This is a genomic window from Sphingobacterium sp. UBA5639 (genome assembly GCF_002421245.1).
Lineage (GTDB): Bacteria > Bacteroidota > Bacteroidia > Sphingobacteriales > Sphingobacteriaceae > Sphingobacterium > Sphingobacterium multivorum.
On the sequence record NZ_DIJR01000037.1, the window covers coordinates 51780 to 75693 of the forward strand.

Annotated in this window: 23 protein-coding genes; 12 read left to right on the top strand and 11 right to left on the bottom strand. The window is 42.3% G+C overall.

Annotated features, from left to right (window positions below):
* Window positions 1-792 precede the first annotated feature (792 nt).
* Window positions 793-1167 (top strand): hypothetical protein, encoded by a 375-nt coding sequence (locus B4Z90_RS23735; RefSeq protein WP_070569999.1) that lies wholly within the window; start codon window positions 793-795, stop codon window positions 1165-1167.
* An 897-nt stretch (window positions 1168-2064) separates the two neighbouring features.
* Here the strand turns inward: B4Z90_RS23735 and B4Z90_RS23740 are convergent.
* The 4 genes from B4Z90_RS23740 to B4Z90_RS23755 all read right to left on the bottom strand — a co-directional run bounded on the left by B4Z90_RS23740 (window position 2065) and on the right by B4Z90_RS23755 (window position 4752).
* A complete protein-coding gene (locus B4Z90_RS23740) occupies window positions 2065-3411 on the bottom strand; it encodes a L,D-transpeptidase (protein WP_070569995.1) in 1347 nt (448 codons plus the stop codon).
* Window positions 3412-3536: 125 nt separating this feature from the next.
* Entirely contained in the window at window positions 3537-3755 is a 219-nt protein-coding gene (locus tag B4Z90_RS23745; protein ID WP_070569994.1) for a hypothetical protein, read from the bottom strand.
* Window positions 3756-3765: 10 nt separating this feature from the next.
* A complete protein-coding gene (locus tag B4Z90_RS23750) occupies window positions 3766-3921 on the bottom strand; it encodes a hypothetical protein (RefSeq protein ID WP_167450422.1) in 156 nt (51 codons plus the stop codon).
* A 480-nt stretch (window positions 3922-4401) separates the two neighbouring features.
* Complete coding sequence (locus B4Z90_RS23755) at window positions 4402-4752, bottom strand: hypothetical protein (protein WP_286803501.1); 351 nt, start codon at window positions 4750-4752, stop codon at window positions 4402-4404.
* Between the two features lie 190 nt (window positions 4753-4942).
* Here B4Z90_RS23755 and B4Z90_RS23760 point away from each other — a divergent pair, with 190 nt between their 5' ends.
* The 9 genes from B4Z90_RS23760 (at window position 4943) to B4Z90_RS23800 (ending at window position 15251) form a co-directional block, all read left to right on the top strand.
* The gene (locus B4Z90_RS23760; protein WP_236590827.1) at window positions 4943-5287 is read left to right on the top strand and encodes a hypothetical protein; all 345 of its coding nucleotides are present in this window, start codon (window positions 4943-4945) and stop codon (window positions 5285-5287) included.
* 167 nt (window positions 5288-5454) lie between these two features.
* Window positions 5455-5625 carry a hypothetical protein gene (locus B4Z90_RS23765; RefSeq protein WP_167450423.1) on the top strand — a complete coding sequence of 57 codons (171 nt, stop codon included), beginning with the start codon at window positions 5455-5457 and terminating at the stop codon, window positions 5623-5625.
* Window positions 5626-5749: 124 nt separating this feature from the next.
* Window positions 5750-7990: a PAS domain S-box protein gene (locus tag B4Z90_RS23770; protein ID WP_286803504.1), complete on the top strand. Its 2241-nt coding sequence runs from the start codon at window positions 5750-5752 to the stop codon at window positions 7988-7990.
* 1 nt (window position 7991) lies between these two features.
* A complete protein-coding gene (locus B4Z90_RS23775) occupies window positions 7992-8354 on the top strand; it encodes a response regulator (RefSeq protein ID WP_115045876.1) in 363 nt (120 codons plus the stop codon).
* A gap of 411 nt (window positions 8355-8765) precedes the next feature.
* Window positions 8766-9971, top strand: coding sequence for a TonB-dependent receptor plug domain-containing protein (locus B4Z90_RS23780; protein ID WP_286803506.1), 1206 nt, complete (start codon window positions 8766-8768; stop codon window positions 9969-9971).
* The gene (locus B4Z90_RS23785; RefSeq protein WP_286803624.1) at window positions 9949-11847 is read left to right on the top strand and encodes a TonB-dependent receptor domain-containing protein; all 1899 of its coding nucleotides are present in this window, start codon (window positions 9949-9951) and stop codon (window positions 11845-11847) included. Before B4Z90_RS23780 ends, B4Z90_RS23785 begins: the two co-directional genes overlap by 23 nt.
* Before the next feature lie 12 nt (window positions 11848-11859).
* Complete coding sequence (locus tag B4Z90_RS23790; protein ID WP_286803507.1) at window positions 11860-13425, top strand: SusD/RagB family nutrient-binding outer membrane lipoprotein; 1566 nt, start codon at window positions 11860-11862, stop codon at window positions 13423-13425.
* An 18-nt stretch (window positions 13426-13443) separates the two neighbouring features.
* Window positions 13444-14256 (top strand): DUF4397 domain-containing protein, encoded by an 813-nt coding sequence (locus B4Z90_RS23795; protein WP_051606686.1) that lies wholly within the window; start codon window positions 13444-13446, stop codon window positions 14254-14256.
* A gap of 2 nt (window positions 14257-14258) precedes the next feature.
* Window positions 14259-15251 (top strand): phosphodiester glycosidase family protein, encoded by a 993-nt coding sequence (locus tag B4Z90_RS23800; RefSeq protein ID WP_286803510.1) that lies wholly within the window; start codon window positions 14259-14261, stop codon window positions 15249-15251.
* 200 nt (window positions 15252-15451) lie between these two features.
* Here B4Z90_RS23800 and B4Z90_RS23805 read toward each other — a convergent pair whose 3' ends face one another.
* Window positions 15452-16555 carry a PAS domain-containing sensor histidine kinase gene (locus B4Z90_RS23805; protein ID WP_286803512.1) on the bottom strand — a complete coding sequence of 368 codons (1104 nt, stop codon included), beginning with the start codon at window positions 16553-16555 and terminating at the stop codon, window positions 15452-15454.
* An 88-nt stretch (window positions 16556-16643) separates the two neighbouring features.
* Here B4Z90_RS23805 and B4Z90_RS23810 point away from each other — a divergent pair, with 88 nt between their 5' ends.
* Window positions 16644-16802, top strand: a complete 159-nt coding sequence (locus B4Z90_RS23810; RefSeq protein WP_286803513.1) for a hypothetical protein — start codon at window positions 16644-16646, stop codon at window positions 16800-16802.
* Window positions 16803-16863: 61 nt separating this feature from the next.
* Window positions 16864-17913 carry a LacI family DNA-binding transcriptional regulator gene (locus B4Z90_RS23815; protein ID WP_159332658.1) on the top strand — a complete coding sequence of 350 codons (1050 nt, stop codon included), beginning with the start codon at window positions 16864-16866 and terminating at the stop codon, window positions 17911-17913.
* 35 nt (window positions 17914-17948) lie between these two features.
* Here B4Z90_RS23815 and B4Z90_RS23820 read toward each other — a convergent pair whose 3' ends face one another.
* From B4Z90_RS23820 to B4Z90_RS23845, 6 genes are all read right to left on the bottom strand, one after another.
* A complete protein-coding gene (locus tag B4Z90_RS23820; RefSeq protein WP_286803514.1) occupies window positions 17949-18164 on the bottom strand; it encodes a hypothetical protein in 216 nt (71 codons plus the stop codon).
* 42 nt (window positions 18165-18206) lie between these two features.
* Complete coding sequence (locus B4Z90_RS23825) at window positions 18207-19031, bottom strand: endonuclease/exonuclease/phosphatase family protein (protein WP_201303448.1); 825 nt, start codon at window positions 19029-19031, stop codon at window positions 18207-18209.
* A 47-nt stretch (window positions 19032-19078) separates the two neighbouring features.
* Window positions 19079-20338, bottom strand: coding sequence for an IPT/TIG domain-containing protein (locus tag B4Z90_RS23830; protein WP_286803516.1), 1260 nt, complete (start codon window positions 20336-20338; stop codon window positions 19079-19081).
* 95 nt (window positions 20339-20433) lie between these two features.
* Window positions 20434-21237 (bottom strand): endonuclease/exonuclease/phosphatase family protein, encoded by an 804-nt coding sequence (locus B4Z90_RS23835; RefSeq protein WP_286803518.1) that lies wholly within the window; start codon window positions 21235-21237, stop codon window positions 20434-20436.
* Between the two features lie 40 nt (window positions 21238-21277).
* Window positions 21278-21982 (bottom strand): DUF3823 domain-containing protein, encoded by a 705-nt coding sequence (locus tag B4Z90_RS23840; protein WP_286803520.1) that lies wholly within the window; start codon window positions 21980-21982, stop codon window positions 21278-21280.
* 26 nt (window positions 21983-22008) lie between these two features.
* Window positions 22009-23907: a RagB/SusD family nutrient uptake outer membrane protein gene (locus tag B4Z90_RS23845; protein WP_286803522.1), complete on the bottom strand. Its 1899-nt coding sequence runs from the start codon at window positions 23905-23907 to the stop codon at window positions 22009-22011.
* Window positions 23908-23914 lie beyond the last annotated feature (7 nt).

Here is a 23914-nt window from a genome sequence, read left to right on the forward strand (position 1 = left end):
TCAGGTCACAGCGGTGAAAAAATAAGAAATAGGTTATCGGGCGCGGTGCAGGACAGTTACACGTAATTTGATAGAGACGATACCGCGTCCGTTGGTAAAATAAAAAACCGACCTTATATATAGATAATCTACAATCGTATTTTTCTTTAATCTTTGCTTTTGATTTCGGAAACCCTTACTTTTAAAGTGCGAAGATAAAAGAGAAGGGAGCCGTGCATTTTTGGGGCATAGATCTTAAAAAAGTACCGGTCGGCAAAATCAACAGTGGCGGTGCTATCCACAGGCCTTTGTTGGCTTTTGTATGCACATTCCTCATCCGAGGTAAAGGGCCATTGCTGATTTTAAGCTTTTGAGAAGCTATTCTGGCGGGCAGTATTTGTTCTTGATGAGCAGTGATACTGCAAGCCGACGAAGCTGATCCTTGATCTGCCGTCGTTCTGTAAATGTTCTTAGCTCTTTTGATCTCATAATATTACAATATGGTTAACAAAAAGAGTCTCAAGGGGGGAAGATATGAAAGGCATGGCTAAATATAAAAGGGGCGAGCCTCACTATCTTCCACCGAACATCGGGCACGGCAAAGAGCCTTGACACAGTTTCCAATAGAGAGTGCTCGCCCCTCCTTGTTGTAAAGATACAAAAAGCTGGGGGGTTCGCAAACCCTACATCTCGTGTCATTTGAAATTTGCCGTTTCGATATCCGAGACTAAATCAGATTACCTGATTATGATACAAATATAATTAAATAAAAATTATCAACAAAATATTTTGTAAAAACAACAAATAAAATTAATGAATATCGGAGAAAAGATTAAGGAAATCGCGGATAGAAAAAACTTGTCGCAGAAATTGGTTGGTGATCTGATAAATGAAAACCAGCAAAATGTTGGAAATGATTATAAAAGATCTTCTCTTTCCATTGATAAACTATTAACCTATTCAAAGGCATTAGACCATAATTTCATACAATATTACTATAACGATGAGCCATTTAAAACTTATCGAGAGGAAGAGTATAAACAATGGAATGAAAAAATCAATTCTCTGAACGAGCAATTAGATCAGGCTAATCGATTAATCTCTATGCAGGATGAAACTATACATACTCAAAAGGAATTAATTTCTACACAAAAGATATTGATAGAGGCCCTATCTGATAAAAAATAGAAACACATCACTTGGTATTGAACGTGTAGGCTTAGCCAATGACGGGTACGGAAAAATTCACAAACCAATGAAAGCTTAAGTAAATTCGCTAAGGTAATTTTCGTTGCCAGCCGTAAAAATAAAGATATGACACCGAAAATTGGACCTCAAGTGTACCCAATAAGAAAAATCCGACATGAAAATGATGATACCGGTTTTTACCCCTATCAAGTGTATGCTTTAGCAAAAATATTACAAATAAAACCAAGTCAACTTTTTGACTACTTCCACGGCGATGACGAGCGACCAATAATTGGGTTAAGCTAAGCCAGCCAAAAAAAATGGAGAAGCAGACATAAAAAAATATTTTTATTTTTCCAATTCCAAAAAATTATTTCTATATTAGATCAGCCGGTTGAAATATACCAACATCTAGCGAAGCGCCTTATTTATTAGGGCGCTTTATTATTAACGATAAGATTTTTCATAATTTAGATTTATAAAGTTTCTCCCCTTTTATCAGCGACGAAAGGGGAGTTTTTTTGAGCATATAACATCTTTAAAATGAAAAGCCACTCCCTTTCGGAAATGGCTTAAAATAAATATCTATAAACTTTAAAAGTATTTGATTACAGTTTTTCGATTTCTTCGATCGAAAGCCCGGTTCCTTTGGCAATATCAGCAATAGGTAAACCCATTTTCTTAAACTCTAGTGCAATGGCAATAGCTTCTTCACGCTTACCTTTTTCAATACCAGTCTTAAGACCTTTTTCAATGCCTTTCTGAATTCCTTTTTTTTCAGCTTTATCTAATAAAGCGGAGTTGAGTGTTTAATTATCTAATTGATCAAGGTCAAATAAAATTTTCTATTTTAAATATAGGTTGCTTCCGTTACCAGAAGCAACCTATGTTTGGAAACTATTTTCCTATATTGTACGCAACCGGAATCGGATAGCCCTTTCCACGTAGTGCGGCAATGGGTATAGCCATTTCCTGCTGACCGATGACTTTCCTGGTCACCTGCCCCTTTTCCTTCCGGTTTTCTTTGTCCGCATCTCTTTTCTGCGCACTGTCTCCTTTTGTGGCCTGATCGGGATGATCAGCCCCGGCAATTTTGTTGCCACGCGCATCGGTATTCATTTCCGCCAAGGCTTGGGTCAGGCTATTTTTTTCCTGCTCACTGAGTTTTTCAAATTTGACGCCATAGTTATCGAGTACACGGGTCGCATTTTCGACAGTATTGGTACCACGCTCGTATATATCTCTATAAATATGCAGCTGACCATCTTGCGCAACGATGGTTTCATAACGCAGTTCTACCAGCACCGGCTGTGTAAGTTTGACCGATTCTGTTTTGGTGTTTTTCTTCTCATAGTCGGCAATTTTCTCCGCTGAAATTGGACTTCCCGATACTTGAGCAAGCTGCTGGGTAAAATCCTGCACCTGTCCATCCGTGAGGCCCACACAACCATGGGAAGCAAAAGCACCAAGTTTGGACACATCTTTTCCGCCATGAATCAACGATGGCATGCCAATGGGAATTTTGATCGGTCCCAGTGGATTTAATTTGCTTCCGGCAGGTACTTTCTCACCAGGACTTACCTTGCCCTTTACCCAAGGTTCATCCGGTGGTGTCCAGGTCGGATTAAAAATGATATTGGTTGCCTTACGTACGCCTGTCGGCAATGGAAACTCCGGGTAGCCGACACCCACCTTGTAGGTTTTGATCAACTTGCCCTGCTGAAATACATCCATACGGAAGGCAGGTGCATTCACAACTACCCGTGTATCTTCGGGTACCTGATTGGGTTCTAAGGGCAGTGTATTCTGCTCGTCCGTATAACGTGCTGCAATAAAATGAAAGAACTGACCAGCTTTCTGTTCACCAAGGATCCGGACAATCTCTGTTGTCGCCTGTTTGATAGATTCTTTAAATGATTTGGTCGAGGGTTCAGCGTCCTCACTTAGCTTTCCAACAGCGGCACTCGCCGCCTCTTTTAAGGCTTTGATCTGTTCTTTATTGAGCTGCAGATCCGATTTTAAAGCGGGCTCGAAATCTTCTTCATAAAAAAGAGCATTGAGCCAGGCTAGGGTAAAGTCAGTATTTTCCGCCTGCTCGGTCATTGTCTTTTCTGCTTTACTTTTCGGCTGCTGCTTGGCATTACGGTCATGACAACCCGCCAGCATAACAATCGCGAGGAAGCTTCCGCATACATAGGTGGTAACCCACTTTCTAAGGGGATAGGATAACATCATATTTTTCATATACTTTATCAACAAGTCTGCAACAGAAAAAGTTTAGCCTTTTTAAGCTCACCCAAGGCACATATAGATTCGTTAATGTATAATAGATTATTAGGAATATAACTGGTCTCCTTTAAAGTATAGCTTTATTCGTACAATATAGTAATAGGAATTGATTTGAAAGTACTCATATTAAAGGTTGTGTTTTTATATAAGATCACCAGATTGTACTGGCCTGAAGCCCATTGACGTTCGCCATTAATTGGATTTCCCAAACCGTCTTTTTCGGCACCGATCATGATATCATCTCCACTCAGCGTTCCATTGACCAACTTATAGGTATTTACCTTAGCTGCGGGTCCCAATTCCCGATGTTCAACCAGTGGTGCTGTCCCAAAAGTGGACTAGGCGTAGCGGCTTGCCGTTGTATTTATTGCAGGCAGCACCGGATAGCTCAATGAGCTCATCCTTAAGGATCCCCTTTTCCATGAGTGCTTCACTCTGATAGGACTTGATAACCTTGTACTTCATATTAACTTTACTCCTGGTAACGAAGTAACACCCCCTGCTGTCCAAATCCCCAAGCCAGCTGTAATCCACCTAGCCACGGTCCACTACCACCACGCTTCCCTTGGAAAAACTGTAACTACCGGCTCGCTGGCTCTCATGTACTTTTCCATCGGTAATCTGCATAAAAACAGGTAGGCAGCCATCATAATCCAAGACAGTGTGCAGCTTTACGGCACCTTTGGTGCTCCTGAATTTAGCCCAGTCAAAAATATTCTTGAGTGCCCATTGTATCGCTCCTTCCTATTTTTGATTTAATTTCTTGCTCAAACTTAGATAAATTGTATACAAAAAGCAATTTATCGATCTCTCCTCTGCCATTGAGAATTAATATATTGAGGAAATATACTTAAAACTTCCTCATTATCAAAACTTACGTAGTAAGTAAGGAACCGCAATGAGCTATGCTCATTACAGCATCATTTCCTATTAAAAAAAATTAAATCAATGATAATCATATAGCCCCTGTCGGGTATCCTTATCCATCTTCCTTTTCATCATCTCATCATACAGATCATGTTTTATTTCTTTCAGTCCATCATCGGTCACTTTCTTGTTTACTACAGCCAAAAGTGCAGTAAGGACAATCACTGAAAATGGATTCTCATTTGCTCGCAATTCCGATTCTTCCTGATCGAGGATCTTATAGCTATTAAAATCGTAGCGTAATGAAGTTCCCATAAACTCCTGGCTATATACCACTGGTCGATAGCCTTTGTTTTCATCTGCCAAAATTGCAATAGCTGTAATTGGAACTTTGTAACGATCCCATATTCTATAAAAATAGCGAAACATACGCTCGGCCAAATCTCCCCTGCCTTTATTGCTCTGAATCTCACATGGCAGAGTACGAACTGTTCGCGGCCATCCTTTAAAAATACCTTCACAAGCTTGTCTACATAACGGACTCCCCTGCCGTTGTTACGGATTTAATCCAGACAACTTTGCCAGCGGCAAAGCACATGCCGTTCAGCTGGAAAAAGAAGTGCAGAACTTTCGGCTGAAAGGATTGCAGCTCGACGATATGATGCGTCTAAAGAAGGTAAGCCAAACCATGAAGGCCGATGCAGCCGGCCTGAAAGCCGCACAAGATCTAACGGCTATGAAAGCGTCGTTTTCTGCAGTCACACAATCCCTATTTACCATTATGGAGACGATGAAATGTACCGATGAGGCGATGTACCTGCAGTATTGCCCTATGGAAAAAGGCTATTGGCTAAGTTACGACAAGACGATAGAAAATCCGTATGCAGCGTCGATGCGCAAGTGTGGTGAGCTGGTCAAAGGAATGGCAACAGCCGATTACCCAGAGCCCGTAGCCTGCCATTAATTTCCGCACAAACGCGGTAATCTCATACAGATCAGGAGCTGTCCAAATAGATTGGGCAGCTCTTTACAATACAATTACCCAACAAAAATTCAGAAGCGGTTTTAACATTATCACTCCATGGTCGGAGCAGGTAGCGGTAGAAAAAAGATTACATGTAGTTAATTTCTATGCTTGATTATACCAATAAAAATAATGGTGTCAGCCCGCGCGTTTTTACACTGGAAATCGAGTCAGAGCAACGAATCGCAGCAGCATCTCAGCCTCAGCCTTTTCAAAGTGTAGCACCACAGGAATCGTGGACTGTTGTCAAAGACGACAACCGAACCATAGGTTGGTAATGGCGAAGATCAAATTCGATGCAGATATACGATTTTTTCACCGCGGTTGATATAATCTATCTATTTTTTTTCTATTTTTAGATACACAACTTTTTACTGTGTATAAGTATACCCATGAATCTATATGCTTAGTGTAACTACCGAAAGATCCGATTTCGACCGGGCCATATTCGACCTAGTCCCGCTACCCATGTGGATCTATGAACTAGATACATTACGTTTTCTTGCTGTAAATAAAGAAGCCATCCATCACTACGGATATAGCGAGGAAGAGTTTAAGCAAATGACAATTAGAGATATTCGCCCGCAAGAGGATATACCGAAATTGGAGGAAGCTGTAGAAAGAACCAAAAGCCGGCTAAAAAAATTTAAGAAAAGTATTTTTCGGCATCAGAAACGTGATGGCAGTATTATGTATGTACAGATTAAAGGCAACACCATCAATTTCAACGGCATTCAAGCCGAAATCGTTACCGCCACCGAACTGACCGAGCTCTATGAGAAAGAACGCAACTTAGACAAGGCCTACAAGGAGCTTTCATTCAGTGAGAAAAGGTTTCGATCATTAATCGAAAATGGTCGGGATCTTGTGGCCATTATCGACCTCGACGGCAAATACAAGTATGTAGCCCCTACATCCACTACCGTTCTGGGGATGGATCCTGAAGCCTTTGTGGGCAAAAATGCCTTTGAATTCATCTATGAAGATGATGCTCCCCAGGTCAAGGCGCAGCTCGACAAAATGAAGGTATCGAAGTCGGCTTCCATTGGCGCATATCGGTTTCCCGATGCAAACGGCGATCTGCGCTGGTTTAAAACCGAATTATCCAACCACCTAAACACGCCCCTTATTGAGGGCATCATTGCTAATACGCAGGAGGTCACCGCCGAAATCAAAGAGAAGATCGTCAACGATCTTTTTACCGAGCTGACCTTAACCTTTGCAAAGTCTATTTCCCTGATATCCTCACTAGATCAAGCCCTTCAACGATTGGTGTTGCTTCCCAAGATACGTGTCAGCGAGATCTGGTTGGTCGCTCCAGACCACAGCGAGTTACACCTTGTGTCAAAATCGTCGCAGCAAAGTAAGTTCGCGCTATTTCACCAACAGACGCAGGAATTGACTTCCTTTACAGAAGAGGACGGGCTCGCAGGTAAAGTATGGAAAGAAAAAAAGGTGGTTATTTGGGACGATCTCGGCGCAAATAAAGATTTTCTACGCGCAGAAGCGGCCAGGGCGGTGGGTCTTTCCACGGGAATCGGACTACCGATTATGTATGGCGATGAATTTCTGGGCTGCATCGTATGTTTTTCGACGTCTGCGCCAGAGAATCTTGTCGAAACGATAAATTTACTGACCAATGTCAGCGAAAAGCTTGGACCACTCGTCAAACAAAAAGTGACAGAAGAAGAGTATCGTTCTATTTTCAATATTTCTTCAGATCCGCTGTGCATAATTGGTTTCGATGGTTATATCAAAAAATGCAATAAAGCTTTCAGCCAACTGCTGGGTTATCCTACAACATATCTATATGCTACCCCCATGTTTGAACTCATCCATCCCGAAGATCGAGAGCGTTTAGAAGAAGGGTTATCGTTATTGATGAGCGGCCATAACACCGAGCGTTTTTCGGGTCGGTTTTTAACATCCTCCGGTGATATGAAATGGTTGCAATGGTCGGCTACTGTAGCAGCAGAATCCAAAACGCTTGTTGCTGTCGGGAAGGATATCACCAAACAAAAGCTTGCCGAGCACGCGTTACAAACAGCTTATGAACAATTAAAGACAGCCCAAAAAATTGCTAAGCTCGGGTACTGGTTTAGAGCTATAGATTCGGATGTCTCGGAATGGAGTGAGGAGATGTACAAAATTTATGAGTGTTCGCCTAGCACCTTTATCCCCAGCTTAGAAAATATCAAGCAGACTTTGCAGCCCAAAGACCAGCATATGCTCGAGGATGATCCTTTATTTCACGTAGAGCCTGGAATTATCAAAAGCTTTGAGCATGAAATCATCACCTTATCGGGAAAGTTGAAATGGGTGCATCAAGAAGTGCGATTAGTCACTGATGAAACGGGTAATACGATTAAAATTGAAGGCACAATACAAGATATTACAGCTTCCCATCAGGCTATGGAACAAATAAAGAAACAGAACGAGACCCTCTGTGAAATCGCCTGGCTGCAGTCTCACAGTATCCGCGCTCCACTAACACGGATCATGAGCCTAATTTACCTTTCAAAGGAATTAGATGGCGGCGGAAAATCTACTGCTGAAATTATGGATCTGATTATGGATTCCGCAAAAGAATTAGATGCGGTGATTGCGCAAATCACCGTTAAAACAAACCTTATTCATCATTAAAATGGAACAGATACTACTTATAGATGACGACGCTGTCATCAATTTTGTACATACTAAAATCATTGCTAGTGTCTATCCCGATGCGACTGTGGTCATTTTAGAAAATGGAAAGAAAGCGGTGGAATACATACAGCAAAATCAACAAAATTCCTATCTCGTCTTCTTGGATATCAATATGCCGATTATGGATGGCTGGCAATTTCTGGAAGCGATGCAAGATTTTCCCAATAAGGACAACTTGCGCATACATATGTTAACCTCTTCCGTAGATTTAAGAGACCAGAGTCGCGCAGCAGACAACAACATGGTGCTTTCTTATCTTTCAAAACCCTTAACAAGAGATGTTTTACGATCGATACCGTAACAGGTGCAAACATCGACAAGTGCCGTATGCTGGATGACCCAATAAGGCCATTGCCGGCAACAATAGTCTGACACAAAATCCAGGTTATTAAAGGACGTAAAAAACCGATTTAAACGAATAGAGCCCAGTCTGATTTAGTAAACAGGCTGGGCTCTTCAATTTTACGCTAAACCCTTCGTTTTAAAAAAGCGTATTTTTGCGTTTTTATTCAACAATACATGTATTTTCACAAAAAAACCTCTAAAAAATTTTAAAAATTGCGCTTTTATGCTATATTTGATATAAAACATATACAAACCGATTTCTAACCGCTATAAATTTTTATGAAATAGCACAATATTTATGTTGCCCAAGCACCAGGTGTATTGGCAAAACCTAAGTTGAACGAAACTAATCAAACACAATTTTATTATGAAAAGAAGTATGCTCATACTAGTGAGTTTACTGAGTACGTATGGTGTCGCCCTGGCCCAAAAAATCGTTACCGGTAAAGTCACTACGACAGATGGGTCGGCATTAGGCGGTGTAACAGTTCTCGAAAAAGGCAAAAACACGCAGTCCATCACCACCAACAGTGGAATGTACAAGATCACCGTACAAGAAAACGCCACCTTAATTTTTAGACATGTCGGTTATAACCAAATCGAAAAAGCGCTCATGGGGCAGTCGGTAATCAACATCAGCCTATCCGAAAACAGTTCGTCCCTCGACGAAGTGGTAGTTACCGCTTTCGGAGTCAAACGTGATCGAAAAACCCTCGGATACTCCACACCTATCGTTGCCGGATCAGATGTATCCGAAACCCAACGCGAATCGTTTTTCCAAGGTCTCCAAGGCCGTGTACCGGGCCTTTCAATCAATAGTACAAGCGGTATGCCAGGTGCATCGGCACAAATCGTACTGCGCGGCTTTGCCTCCATCTCTGGCGACAACAATACCCTTATCGTTGTCGATGGCGTACCCATCAACAACTCCACACTGAATGAAAATGACCTGGCTAGCAATGGAGCAAATCGAGATCTCGATTACTCCAATCGGGCAATGGATATCAATCCAGACGATATCGAAACCTATACCATCCTGAAAGGCCCAGAGGCGACAGCCCAATTCGGCAGCCAAGGTGCAGGCGGAGCCATTCTCATAACAACCAAGAAAGGAAAAGCCGGTAAATTTACCGTCAACTATTCGCTCTCAGGACGCGTTGAAACGGTCAATAAATACCCCGAGCGGCAATATGTTTATGCACAGGGAACCAATGGTGTATACGCCGCTAATTCGGTCTATTCAATGGGACCAAAATATGCAGAAGGAGTCACGCTCTACAAAGACAATGTCAACAACTTCTTCCGCACCGGATATAATCAAAAGCATAATCTTTCTTTCGAAGGCGGATCAGAAAAAGTGACTTACCGCTGGTCCAATGAATACAGCAACAATACTGGTATCGTCCCCAATACCAGCTATAAGCGCTTTTCGACCCGCCTCAATGGAACAGCAAAATTTAACGACAAACTCGAATTTAACACCTCTTTCAACTATATCAATTCACAAAACGATAAAGTCCGTAAAGGCAATAGGCTACCTGATTACCCTGATGCGTTTCAACCCGCTGTTTGATGTGAGGGACTGGATCGATGAAAAAGGGAATCGTGTACTCCACAGCACCGATATTTACAATGAGCTGGATAATCCCTTCTGGGATGTATACCGCAACACCGCCAATGATGATGTAAACCGCCTCCTTGCCACTTCCAACATTACCTATCGTGCTACGAACTGGCTAAGCCTCAACGGGATCATCGGCATCGACTTTGCCAACACACAGGGACAAAGCGTTTACCATCCTCAATCCTACTCCGGATCAGGGTCTTCGACCAATGTACGCAATGGCTCCATGAATGAGTATCAAGTCAATGCACGCGTGCTCTCGGGATCATTTATGGCGACGGCCAATACAAAAATCGGGCGCGACATTAGTTTTAGAGCAAACTTGGGAACAGAATTTAAAGACTACAATACCCTTACTAACTCCCAATATGGCGAGGACTTTTACGATCCCAACTTTTACAGCATCAACAACACCTTTCCGAGCACGCGCCTGGCGCGATCTGTTGCCAATAACTTTCGTACAGTCGGATTTTTGGCACAGGCCGGATTTGGATATCTCGACAACCTCCTGTACCTCAATTTAACAGGTCGATTGGATGCAGCCTCCCGCATGATGCCCAACAATCCCTATTTTGGCTATCCATCGGCTTCGTTGGCCTTTAATTTTTCAGACCTGTCTTTCTTCAAAAATAAAGTACAATGGCTCAGCGACGGAAAATACCGCATCTCTGTAGGAACGACCGGAAAAGCACCCTTCAAAAGCTACTATACCCTATCCAATCTAGAGCCAAAGCTCTCAACAGGAGGCGGATTTGCTTACGGTGTGAACGGCGGTAACCCCGACCTGAAAGCCGAAAAAACCAGAGATTTTGAAACAGGCGTTGAATTTGGCTTTTTTAAACGCCGCCTCACATTTGATTTCAGCTATTTTAATCGATTAAGCACCGGACAGATCATTCTGCCAAGATTGAGCTATGGCTCAGGCTTTGTACTACGGATGATGAACGGCGGCGAAGTCAAAACCTATGGTACCGAATTGCAAGTCAACGTCAACCCGATCAAAAAAGAAGATTTCAGCTGGGATATGACCTTCAATTTTACCCAATACAAAGGAAAAGTACTATCGCTTGCTGAAGAATTGCCCGAACTCTATGATTCAGACACCTGGGTACTGAGCGGCGTACGTTCTTCCGTGATGCCAGGCTATAGTATCGGTACCCTAACAGGTACGCAGTTTAAAAGAAACGAGCGTGGAGACATTTTGATCAATCCACAAACAGGCTTACCCATTGCCGGCACCGATAAGTATTATCCGATAGGCGACCGCATTCCCGACTATACACTTGGCATTGTCAACAAGTTCAATTACAAAAACTTTTACCTCACGTTTTTATGGGATCTCCGCAAAGGTGGCGATGTGCTCAACGGGCTAGATTATAGACTCTATACCTATGGGCAGTCTGTGAAAACATTAAATCGGGAAGACCCGCGGGTAATTCAGGGCGTATTGGAAGACGGGCTTGAAAACACGGCCAATCCAACAGTAAACCACATTGCAGTAACACCATATTCCGCATCCGCCTACTATATGACCAATATCGAACCGCAGATGTTTATCGAGAAAAACATTTATGCATTTAGGCTTCGGGATGTAACTCTTCGCTATGCCCTACCCAAACATCTGACACAACGCATCTCATCACAAGCCGCACTTAGCGTATTTTTTACGGCCACCGATCTCTTCCTGTTCACCAATTACACAGGGCTAGATCCCGAAAGTAATAGCAATACAGCAGGACTAGGCGGTATCGGCGGATACGGAATCGATTACGGGAATATGGCTAAACCCAGAGGTTTCAATTTTGGTTTAAACATGAGATTTTAGGAGGAATACACCATGAGAACAACGCTTTATATACTTATTTTCTTAGTCCTCACCGGATTGAGCAGTTGTAAAAAATACCTGGACATCAATGAAAACCCGTCCAACCCACAGCTTGTAAAAGCCGAATTGCTTTTAGCTCCGATTATCTATCAAATGGCCAATGGTTATGCCAATGACCAACGTCAGATGAACAAGTTCAATCAGACCATCCTTGGCGCCAGCACCGATGAGTCCTCCCGAATCTGGGAGCGGCATGGATTTCCACAGCAAAGTGATGTTGGCGGTGTGATGTGGCGTATGGTCTATTTTGATCACGGACTAAACCTGCAGTTGATGATCAATGACGCCATAGCCAATCAGAAATATGAATATGCCGCAATCGGCTATGCCGTAAAAGCCTGGGGCTATCAGATGCTGACCGACTATCACGGCCCCATTATTCTCGATGAGGCCTTGCGTACGCAACAGTTATCTTTCAGATACAATGACCAACCAGAAGTGTATGCTAAAGTACGCGTATGGTGTGATTCTGCATTATATTATCTGGATCAAAAAAGCCCCGTCGATTACAGCGCCAACCTCAATTCAAAAAAGGGCGATAATCTCTTTCGGGGCAATATGGACCGTTGGCGCAAATTTGTCTACGGCCTAAAAGCTCTTCAGTACATTCACTTGGTTAATAAACCCGATTTTAAGGAAAAGTATGCCGACTCGATTGCCTATTTTGTGGACCGCTCCTTTGATTCACCATCCGATGATGCAGGCGTTAAATTTGACGGCGACAAATCCGAAACAGCCAATGTGGTGAGCTCAAAATTCGGCCTTTATACCACATCCTATTACAACAGAGCCGGTAAGCCTATTGTGCGCTACCTAACCGGGGGATTGCGGGGCGAACCTATTGAAAATCCAAAAATATCGACAGACCCTCGTCTATCGCGTATGTTGATGATCAATAATCCTGTTGACAGTATTTACGTCGGTGGTGAGCCCAATGTGTCCAATACCACCGTTCCAAATATCCTAGGCGACGTCAGTAGCGGTGTAGGCAAATTCATCTTTAGAGACGCCGCAGATTTTCCATTGATGACCTATGCGCAGCTGCAACTGGTCAAAGCCGAGGCCCTCTTTATCAAAGGCGACGCAGCAAAGGCCTATGAGGCCTATATCAAAGGTATCTATGCCCACATGAACTTCGTCAATAAGTACATCAATACAACCAATGAAAAACCCATTACTGCTGTTGAAATAGATAATTACATCAAGGGAGGAGAAATACCGCTATCTGCTGCTGATCTAACCCTAGCCGACATTATGGGACAAAAGTATATTGTGCAATGGGGCTGGGGAGGTCTTGAACAATGGTGTGATTTAAGAAAATATCATTATAACACGGAAATATTCAAGCAGTTTATTCCATTGGCCGGCAGCCAGCTGACTTACAATGATTATTGTTACCGCGTCCGGCCTCGTTATAATTCGGAGTACGTATGGAATGCTTCAGAGCTTGAACGATGGGGCGGATTAGAGCCGGAGTACGTGATTAAGCCAACCTGGTTTGTTACAACAACTTATTAACGTATTAAAGGAAACATTATGAAGATATTCAAAAACTTAGCATTTCTAGCTTTAGGTGTCTTTGGCCTATATTCATGCGAGAAATCCATTCAGGACTTTGGAAAAGTAGATTTCCTTGGCGCCGATGATGTCATCGTGAAAATCAATATGGCATCGATATATCCCGATGACCGCTATATGTATGTCAAATTTGACGATCAGCGCGTTACTTCACTCATTCGGGGACGCGAGCCCTTTCCCGGCGGCGGGTATAATACCCGCGGAGATTCACGGCCTGATTTTTTAAAATGGAAAGCCGGCAACGTAAAGGTACAAGTTGCCCTTCCACATAAAACCGACGATGGACGCGACTCCATTATCTTGGCCGAATCATCCGTTAACCTGAGCGCAGGCAAGCGCTATACCATTCATATTACCGATACGGCGCAGAACACAAAAATGATCCTCAATGAAGAAGACCTCACACGGCCCGACAGTACACAAGCAAGGTATCACTTTACCAATCTGATGCCCAATGTTCCATCGATCGACCTTTACTATGGCGCCGCGGCCACTGGAAGCGCAGATGCCATCGCCGTGCAAGACTCACTTGTCGCCAAGGACATTAAATACCTGGAAACAAGTCCATATTTCCAGCTCAACCGCATTGCCACCCGTACCTGGAAGATCCGCAAGGCGGGATCTCCGGTAACAAATGGCACTGTAATCGCGTCCTACAGCAATGCCGGAGCCATCCTGGACCGCAGGTCGTATGTCATTTATGCTTTGGGCTATGATGGATTTACCAGCACCATCATGAAGCCTTATGTTTCATTTTTCTTAGTTCGATAGATATGAAAAGAAAAACCATATTAAGAAATGTCCTTTTGTACATCACGTGCATCAGCATGCTATATTCCTGCAAGCAAAGGGATGATTATCCCAGCTTTGACGATAAAGAGATAGTAACTCCGCCCACCGATATTATTCCAGAAGACAAGGAAATAGAGCCCATCACCAAGCAGCTCATGGCGCAGACCGACCTCATCAAAACATTTCTGGTCGATTCATCCGTTACCCTAACCAATGGACTTGTACGAACCCATATTCGCTACCAGAACAAGCTCGATCAACGCGTGAGCCTTCAACTGCTCACTGTAGATCTTTCATCAAAAGCGGTTTTTCCTTCAATCATGAGTGCATTTGATGATTACCTATATGTGAGCCAGCCGATAGGTGATATGGCCAAGTACTGCGAACCACGCGCAGGCGGCGAGATCCTCGCAGCAACAAATGCGGCGTTATCGTCCACTTATTCCTACATTAAAAACGGGCGGCAGATCAATGTATCCACGAGCAATATAAAGACCAAAGAGAAGACCAGACCTTTCTTTGCGATACACAAGGATGGCATGCCTTACATAGGCAATTGTGCCGATACCACCAAGTTTGCTTTTGAGCCTTATGATTTGAATCAATTTAGCGGGCTGGTATCCGGCACCAATTGGGTCCGATATCGAGGTTATAACGTTTTGACTACAGCAGCAATTGTTCAAGCGATAACAGCCATTGGCCTATCCGCAGATAATAAAACGATGTATGCCTTAGTTGTCGACGGAGGCGACACCAATTTTTCAGTAGGCATCAGTTTAAATGATGTTGCCGTTTTGATGGGAGCCTTAGGCAGTTACGATGCATTTGTATTGAACGGCGGTTCCACCAGCGTGATGGTCCAAAAGACCAATACAGGAAACCAATTTAATCCCGTGGTCTGGAACACCGTATCCAAGCCATTAACGGCAGGCGGATCTGCAAGCATCAGCGGTATCGCATTTGTGAAGCGATAAATTAGAAAATCAGCTACTCAACAACGGATTTTGAGTAGCTGATTTTTTAAATTTAAATTTGTTTACGCTGTTATTTCATCTTGCTTGCAGCTAAGCAAAACACGATTATTTCGCCCAAGAAAATTCAATCACAAGAATTTTATTTTCCTCATGCCCGAAATAAAACTTCCAGCCGAAGTTAGTATTAGGTCAAAAGTTGTTTAGGCTAACGTTCGCGATGAAACTGGAAAAAATAAGCGAACGACGGTTCCTTTGTTAAGTTCGCTCGATAAATGAATCGTCCCACCGATACGTTCCATGAGATGTTTAACCAATGCCAGCCCGATTCCCGATCCAGCAATCTTGGCAGTATTACTCGCCCGTTCATTTGTAAGAAAAACCTTCTGCAACTCGTCTTCCGGAATCCCGATGCCATTATCTTCGAGATAATATACGACTCCTTTATCAGCTTTTTCACTATAAATATGTAAAAAAGCCTCGCCTGATTTTTTTGCATATTTAACGGCATTACCAATTAGATTTATAAAAACCTGATAAACGATTCCGCCATCCGTATACAAAGGAAATAGATCTCCTAATTTGATTTCCATTTGTTTGTCGGGATATACCAGTTTAATTTCATCAATACAATTCCTTATTTTTTTATCCATTGCCACACACGCGACTTCTTTCTCGGCAGTGCGTATCTTGCCAAGCTGCAATGTCTGATTTATAATACTTTCTATATTTTGAATAGATGCCGCAAAGGCTTCAAACCACCTTTCACTTACCTTAACCGAAACACCCACATTTTTCCTCAGAAAACTATTCCCAAGTTTCAAAACAGACAATGGATTTTTTAGATCATGTGCCAATGTGCTGGCGAGCACGTCCAATTCGCGGCTAAACATAAGCTGCTCTTGCTTTTCCTCCACATTTTTGTAGGCAAGATGTTGCTCAGTCACATCACTTGCCGTATGCAAAATGGCATAGGTTTTCCCCTCCTCGTCAAGCAATGGCCTATATTCAAAATTAAAATACCGCAGTGTTTTCGTCTCTTCATGAACAATATTTGCGGGTGTACGCTCAGCCTGATAGACAATTCCTGTTTTCCAAACGTTTTTCAAAATAGATGAAAAACCTTCTTCTTTAAAATGAGGAAAGCATGCACAAAAACTACGCCCTAGGATGGACCGATCCACACATAATATATCCAGCATACCTTGGCTAACAAAAGCAATATTTAGGTCTATGCTATCATAAATTGCGATCGCACTATGGGACTGCTCCAAAATAGACACCAGAAGATTAGCTGTAGTTTTCATCTACGCTAATTTAATCATAATATTTTACAACAGATAAATCAATAAGGGAAAATCCGAAAAACAAAAAGCTAATCACGAAGTTGACCTGATGCATCTTGACAGAGAAGGCTTGAACCCCATGATGGCCCAAGAAAAGATTATGAAGTACATTGAATCTCTTTACGATCTTGCCGATTTCTTCTGGACACTTTTTTTCTTCGCTGCAGTAAACGACCTCTTTTTCAACAACAATGCCGGTAAATTCTAAAGGCTTTGAACGATAATGGATACAAGTGAATAAAAATCTATATTTTTAAGTTTTAGAATGTATGGAAAATAAAAAGATTTCAATAAATGACATTGCGAAACACTTAAAAATAGCAAAGTCAACCGTATCGTTGATCATTAACGGAAAAGCTGACGAAAGACGGATTAGCAAAGAATTACAGGCTAAAGTACTGGATTATGTCAGAGAGGTTCGTTTTTACCCGCATCACTTAGCGCAAAGCCTAGCCACAGGCCGAAGTAGCAGTATCGGACTTATTGTTGAAGATATTTCTGACTCATTTTTTGGACCAATAGCGCTCATGATCGAAAATCTAGCCAAAACGAAAGGGTATAGGATAATGTACAGCAGTACCCTCGGTGATACCAATACAGCCATTGAGATTATCAATTTTTTCAGACGGAGCCAACTGGATGGCTATATTATTGCACCAACCAAAGGAATAGAAGATGTCGTTAAAGAAATGGTGGATGAACATATCCCAATTGTTCTATTTGACCGGGATCCGGTCGAAGGTGTGGATTTTGTCGGAACCAACAACAAGGAAGCAATGATTGAAGCTTGTATGCATCTATATGATAAGGGGTTTCGTCAGATTGGATTCGTTACACTCGAATCTACACAAAGCCAAATGCATGAACGATTATTAGGTTACCAAGAGACGATGGAAAAATTAGCTATTGACCCTAAAGTAGCCTTTATACCCTTTGAATCAAAAAAAACAGTCAAACAGCAGCTTATTAAAGATTTTCTTGAAAAAAATCTGGAATTGGACGCTATCATCTTTGCAACCAATTATCTTTGTCTTGCAGGGTTGGCTGCAATAAATAAGCTAACGGCTAAAAGGAAAATGGATTTCGGCATCGTGTCCTTTGACGATCATGAGGCGTTTAACCTGATCTCCCCAACGATCACCGCCATACGTCAGCCCTTGGAGGAACTAAGTAACAACATTATAAAATTATTGCTAAAGCAGATAGAAAAACCAACAAAAGATAATGCTAGTCATGTCGTGTTACCCTCTGTGATAAAGGCAAGAAAGTCATCTGAAAGAAAAAGCAATAATCTTCTGCCAATCGGTCGCAACAACTGATCGGCAGAAGATTACCGAAAAAAGAGTGTCATCATTTATTCCACTTTCATGGACGAGGCCTTATCATTGGCTGTCGGTGTCAATTGAGAAAAGAGTGGCGTATCCGTCGTCAGCACCCAGTTGATCCCCGAGAAATTTTGGTGTTCGTACAGCGTCAAGGTAACTCCGTTTGGAACGCTCGCGGAGGATGCCCAATCGTTTTCGATACCTCTGGCATTCAGATCTGCCAGATTATAGCTTCCTTTCGGCAAGAAGACACCCTTCCCGCCATAATTAGTATTGAATTATTCAGACTATTTAATATTAAATGTTCCTACAACTGGAAAATGGTCGGATTCTTTGTCTGCCCAAAATTGAACCGCATAGTCCTTTACTTCAAAAGCCTGCTGCGGAGCATATATCAACCAATCACAAGTATATGTCGGTTTTGGTGTAGGTACAGTCCATTCACAATTCGAGGTTTGACAGGGCAGGGAAAACCATTTTTGCAAAGCCGGCATAGTCTGCGAGTTGGGCCGTGAATTCAGATCAGCACCCAAAATGATCGGCTTCTTTAAATTTTTGATTTCCGCCAAGATCTCATCGATCTGTTTTAGACGGGTGGCATCATCCTTTTTGTAGCCCAGGTGGGTCGTCGCAAAATAAAATTGTTTGCCTTCCTTTTCCAACAATGCATAGCCAAAGGATCGGATGTCATCTCCATCATTAGCAACCCCCAAATGGATAGACTTTGTCTCCAGTAGCGGATATTTGGAAAGGATAACATTACCATAATCACCTTTCTTCAACGTTAATGCATGTGCAAAATAATAGTATTGCATCCCTGTCAATGCAGCGATTTCCTTCGGAAAATCCATTGGATTAATAGCTGTATTGCGTTCCACTTCTTGCAAAGAAACAACATCGGGATCAACTTTTTTGATCACCGAAGCAATCGCTTCAATGCCCATTTTTCGAGCACTATAGATGTTGTAGGTCATTGTTTTGATCTCAACTTTACGATTCAATTTTTGGGCGGAAACTCCATTGGCGTTAACTGACAACAGCAGAGCGGTTATTAAAACAAACAGCAGGGGGCGCAAGTTTAAATGTCTTGCTTTAGACAAAGTTATCATCATGATCCTATTCTTTAATGTAAGTAAGAATTAGTTAAATTATATGGTAGTTACTCTATAACGATCTTTCGAATAACGTGATTCCAGGTATCAGCTACATACAATGCTCCGTCAGGACCGAACTGTAGACCTTCGGGTTCGTAAAATTTTGCTGTTAAGGCATTCCCATTCTGGAGACCACTGGTGCCGGCAATTCCTGCATAAGTAGTTACCGTACCATTGGTCGTGATTTTACGAACACAATGGTTTTTACGATCGGCAACATATAAGTTTCCATCCTGATCCAGATCCATTTGTGCAGGTGTATTGAATCGCGCAGACTCTCCATTTCCTATTGCATTCCCCGTCGTATTGGCATTTGGTCCAGCAAGTACTTGTACAGCACCGAATCTTTTGGCCGCAAGGTCATAGGGTACACGATAAACACTGTGTGCATTGTAGGCTCCTGATATAAACATAGTTTGCCCATCTGGAGAGAAAATAATATCCATAATATTGACATTTTTTGAATTGACTGCAAATAGCTGCTCCAGCGTACCATCGGATTTTAAACGACAGATCTTTCCGCCTGAGTATATACCAACAAACACTTCATCTGTCACGGGGTTCGTTGTTACAGCCGTCAATCCTGCCGTTGCAGATAGGGCCGTTAAATTGCTATATTTACCAGAAGATTTTATCATCTTGCCAAAGCCCATGGATCCATTTGCGTTGTTATCATTGCTAAGGTACAATGTATTTTGGTCTATTGAAAAGTCAAAAGCCCGGAGCCGCTCGAACAAAGGGTTCTCAGAAGCATTAAGTAAGGTACTTACTTGATTATTTGCAGCAACACGGAGTGCCGCAAAATTATCTCGGCTACTCGCCCCCTCTTCGACAAAATAGAGCATATTATCCTTACTCCATTTCAAATAGCGTGGCCCGGATAATTTAGCCTGCACATAATCCCCGTCAACATTATCCTTAGTCGATCCTAAATAGGTATACACGACGGTCTGATATCCGTACTCAAAATTTTGCTTATAGGTATATTCTACGCCGTTAATAGCTAGTTTGACTTTACCAGATCCCGCATTCTGTGGAATACGTGCGGTAATGACCCGTCCATTGGAACTTAATACACTCGCTTCCTTCTCATTTATCGTCACTTTGATTTTTGCGAGATCCGTTCCAAAATTACTCCCATATAGGGATATTTCGGTAGATGAGCCTCCAGAAATAGGTGTATATTGGGTAATTTGAGGTTCATTAGCCTTATCGGGATACGTCATGTCGCCACCAATCTCTTTGGTGCAACTGAGTAGACCCATTGCGAAACAAAAAAATATCCCGATGTGAAGATTTCTTATTCCTGATATTTTAGAAAAACAAATAGTTATCATGGTTTTGCTACGTAAAATTTGTATTAGTTTTTGATTAAAAAATTCGCAACAACAGGAAAATGATCGGATTGCGAATAGGAACTATAGTCTACATCATATGTCTCCGTCAAGACCCCGTCTGCCGGTGCATACATCAGGTAATCTATGGTTCCATCAGGTTTAGGTGTTCCGGCTGTAAAGCCACAGTAGCCATTTAGGCATCCTGATGTAAACCATTTCGTCAACATTTTATAGCCTTCTTCTGTAGGCTTGGCATTGATGTCTGCAGACAGAATGATAGGTAGCGTAATATCTTTGGTATATTGGTGGATTAGGTCAATTTGATGGAGCCTATTGGCATTATCGGCCAAATGGTCCAAATGGGTTACGGCGAAATAAAAGTCCTTATTTTCTTTGGTCACCTTAACAGTTCCGAGCGCCCTGATGTATGCATTTGCTTCCGAAGTTAATACATCTAATAAATACGTTTTTGTCTCTTTAAGCGGAAATTTAGATAAGATTAAATTTCCGTATTCTCCTTGCGCTAGGTCGCGCGCCTTAACAAAATAATAATAAGGCATGCCCGTGAGTTCCGAAAGCCGCTTACCCGTATCAAAATTCATATTGATGGAGTTAACCTCCACCTCCTGCAGTCCCACCAGTTCGGGATCATTTTTCTTGATCACTTCGGCAATAGCCTCTATGCCCTTTTTTTGTGCTGAATAGATGTTATAAGTCATGGTTTTGACAGATACACCAGTTACAGGCTGCTCTTCAACCTTGGTTTCATTTTTACTGCATGATACCAATAAAAAACCTATTATACTTAATGTTATGATTTTTTTCATCAGTGACTCGTTTTTAGTTTTCACTTTGCGTGCTATGTGATCAGTCATTTGCTATCAATTCTATGGTATCACTATAATTGACGACTCCGTTTACAGTCGCACTTACCCTGACGTAGATTTTGTTGCCATTTGCTTTGATCTTGTAAAAGTTTTCGACAAACTGTTTATCATTGGCCAGTTCAAAAACATGCGTACCTTCATCTATTTTGCCTTTAGCAATCTTTGTGACATAATTAGCATTATTTTCATCTACCCGTGGCGTATAGTTCCACATGACAGATACGTTGGTAAATGTAAAGGAGTCGTCCGCCTTATCAACCTTAAATGCTATTTCGACCCGGTTTCTTTCGGAAATAGTCGCCGAAGCCGTAATACGGGAAAAAGGAGTTGCCTTCAAATCGAACTGCGTCTCACCATTGACCGTGGTATAACCTTCACAAACCCCTATAAAAGGGCCATTTACGGCCACCCTGTACTTCCCATTAAACACTTTATTATTGGTATAAGATCCATCGGCATTCGCCCTGAAATCGACAGAAGCAGTCGCCTTTGTGCCTATTTCAAATAAAGAAACGAGCACACCGCCCGATCCCTCCACAGGCAGCGGAATAGGCGTGTTAGTTTCCATGTCATATATGGTACCGTGCAGTCCGCCATTCGGAGCCTCCATATTATCGATCTCATTTTCACAACTGTTCATAACAGCAATAAGCATAACACCGAGCATAAAAAAAATATTCTTCATACTTATCATAATTGTATACATCTAAATTAATTACCGTAGCCCGGATTCTGAACCAGCTGCGGATTTGTGCTCAAGTCCGTAGGACTGATGCGGATATAGTAGTTTCTTTCCAGAAATAATCTCTTTTGTTTTGGAGGAACTCCAGTTTCAAAAGTATACTTCTTACTTTTGACATTGTACCAAGGATATAACGCTGTACCCCTATAGTTAGTAAGTCCTCCCTGGGATTCATCCAGATGAGCCACGCGCCACCGCTTGAGGTCCCAGAAACGGAGCTTTTCAAAAGCAAGTTCGACCTTACGTTCTTGTCTTACTTTAGCAGTAGATATCGTTGCAAGAGGTTGAATTCCGGCGCGTGCACGAATGTTATTTACAGCCTGAAGAGCTTCTGCATCTTTGCCACCAAGCTCCACGCAGGCCTCAGCAAAATTGAGGTATATCTCACCAAGACGAAATACCACCCAAGGTGTCTCCGAGCGCTTAGCATCAATATTTGTCATATCCGTGAGAGTTTCATCAAAAAACTTACGCATATAAAACCCCGTTTTTGACGCATCCCCAACGTCTGCACCGCCATCTTTACCCGAAGTATTGTACCTCACACCATCAATTGTAGCCACATTATCTTTGTCCGGCTGATTCTGCGCCTGATATTTTTGTCCCGAGCCGTTCTGTCCGTTAATTACCCCCCGTATCCATTCGACCTTACTGCCCTTTAAAGGAGCTCCGGGGACGTAGATGGAAGCAAACAATCGCGGGTCTTTCCCGACAAAAAGATCGTAGGGACTATCAAAACTACGAGGTGTCCCATCCGTATTTTTTAAGGCTAATTTACCGGCACTACCATCACTGTATTCAAATGCTTCGACCATTTCGAGCGTAGGTGTTACACCGCATCCCCACCCGTCACCTCGATAGGAAAAAGGAGCATTCATCTTATCCCACATGTGACCTTTTCCCGCTGAAACATTGAATGTTTTCTGAAAGATATATTCCCCGTTATTCCCATTTACACTTTTGGAAAACAGTTCATAAAAATTCGCTGCTTTGTCGGCATTTTTGTTATAAAGGGTATAAGTGCCTGCCTCCAGCAATGCTTTTGAAGCATTATACGATTCGGTAAAATACCTCGTTGCCTCATTGGCTGCTATACCAACATAACCGCGCGTTACAGCCTCTCCACTTAAATTTGCATTTGAACCATATTTAGCGATCGAGCCAGCATACAGCGAAGCACGGGACCATAAGGCAAGGGCTGCACCTTTGGAGGCTCTATATTTACTTTCTGCAGATCGCGATACCGGAAGTATGTCGCTAATCGCCTTACATTCACTGATAATAAAATCGTAAACTTCCGATTCCTTATTTCTTGGAACCTGTAATGCCGAAAAATCGCCGGGCACATATTCTTGTGGTGTCGTTAGCAAGGGGACACCACCATAGCGTTTAACCAAACCAAAATATTGCATCGCTCGTATCCACCGTGCCTCAGCATCGACTAGGCGCTTCTCCTCGTCGCTCAAGACTGTAGTCTCGCTCAGTTTCTTTAAAAAGTCGTTGGTACGCCGTATCTGCACATATCTAGTCGCAAACGGATCTTCAAATACATAATCACTATACGTATATATCGAATTGGCATTGCTAAATGCATAATCTTTTTGATAAGCTCCTGTGGCTTCATCCGACAAGGAGGTCAAATTAAGCAGATTGGATTTCCCGGTAAACCAATCGTCAAATTCATCTAATCTTAATCCTTCATCGTACATGGTGACCAATACAGACTGTATCGCCTGCGGACTTTTCCAGATGAGATCAGAGGTGATAATTCCACTGGTGAGCTCCCGGTCCAGGTAATCGTTACAACTATATAAACTCAGTGTAAATGCACAACTCAGAAGAAGTGGACTGAAATATTTCATTTTCATAGTATAG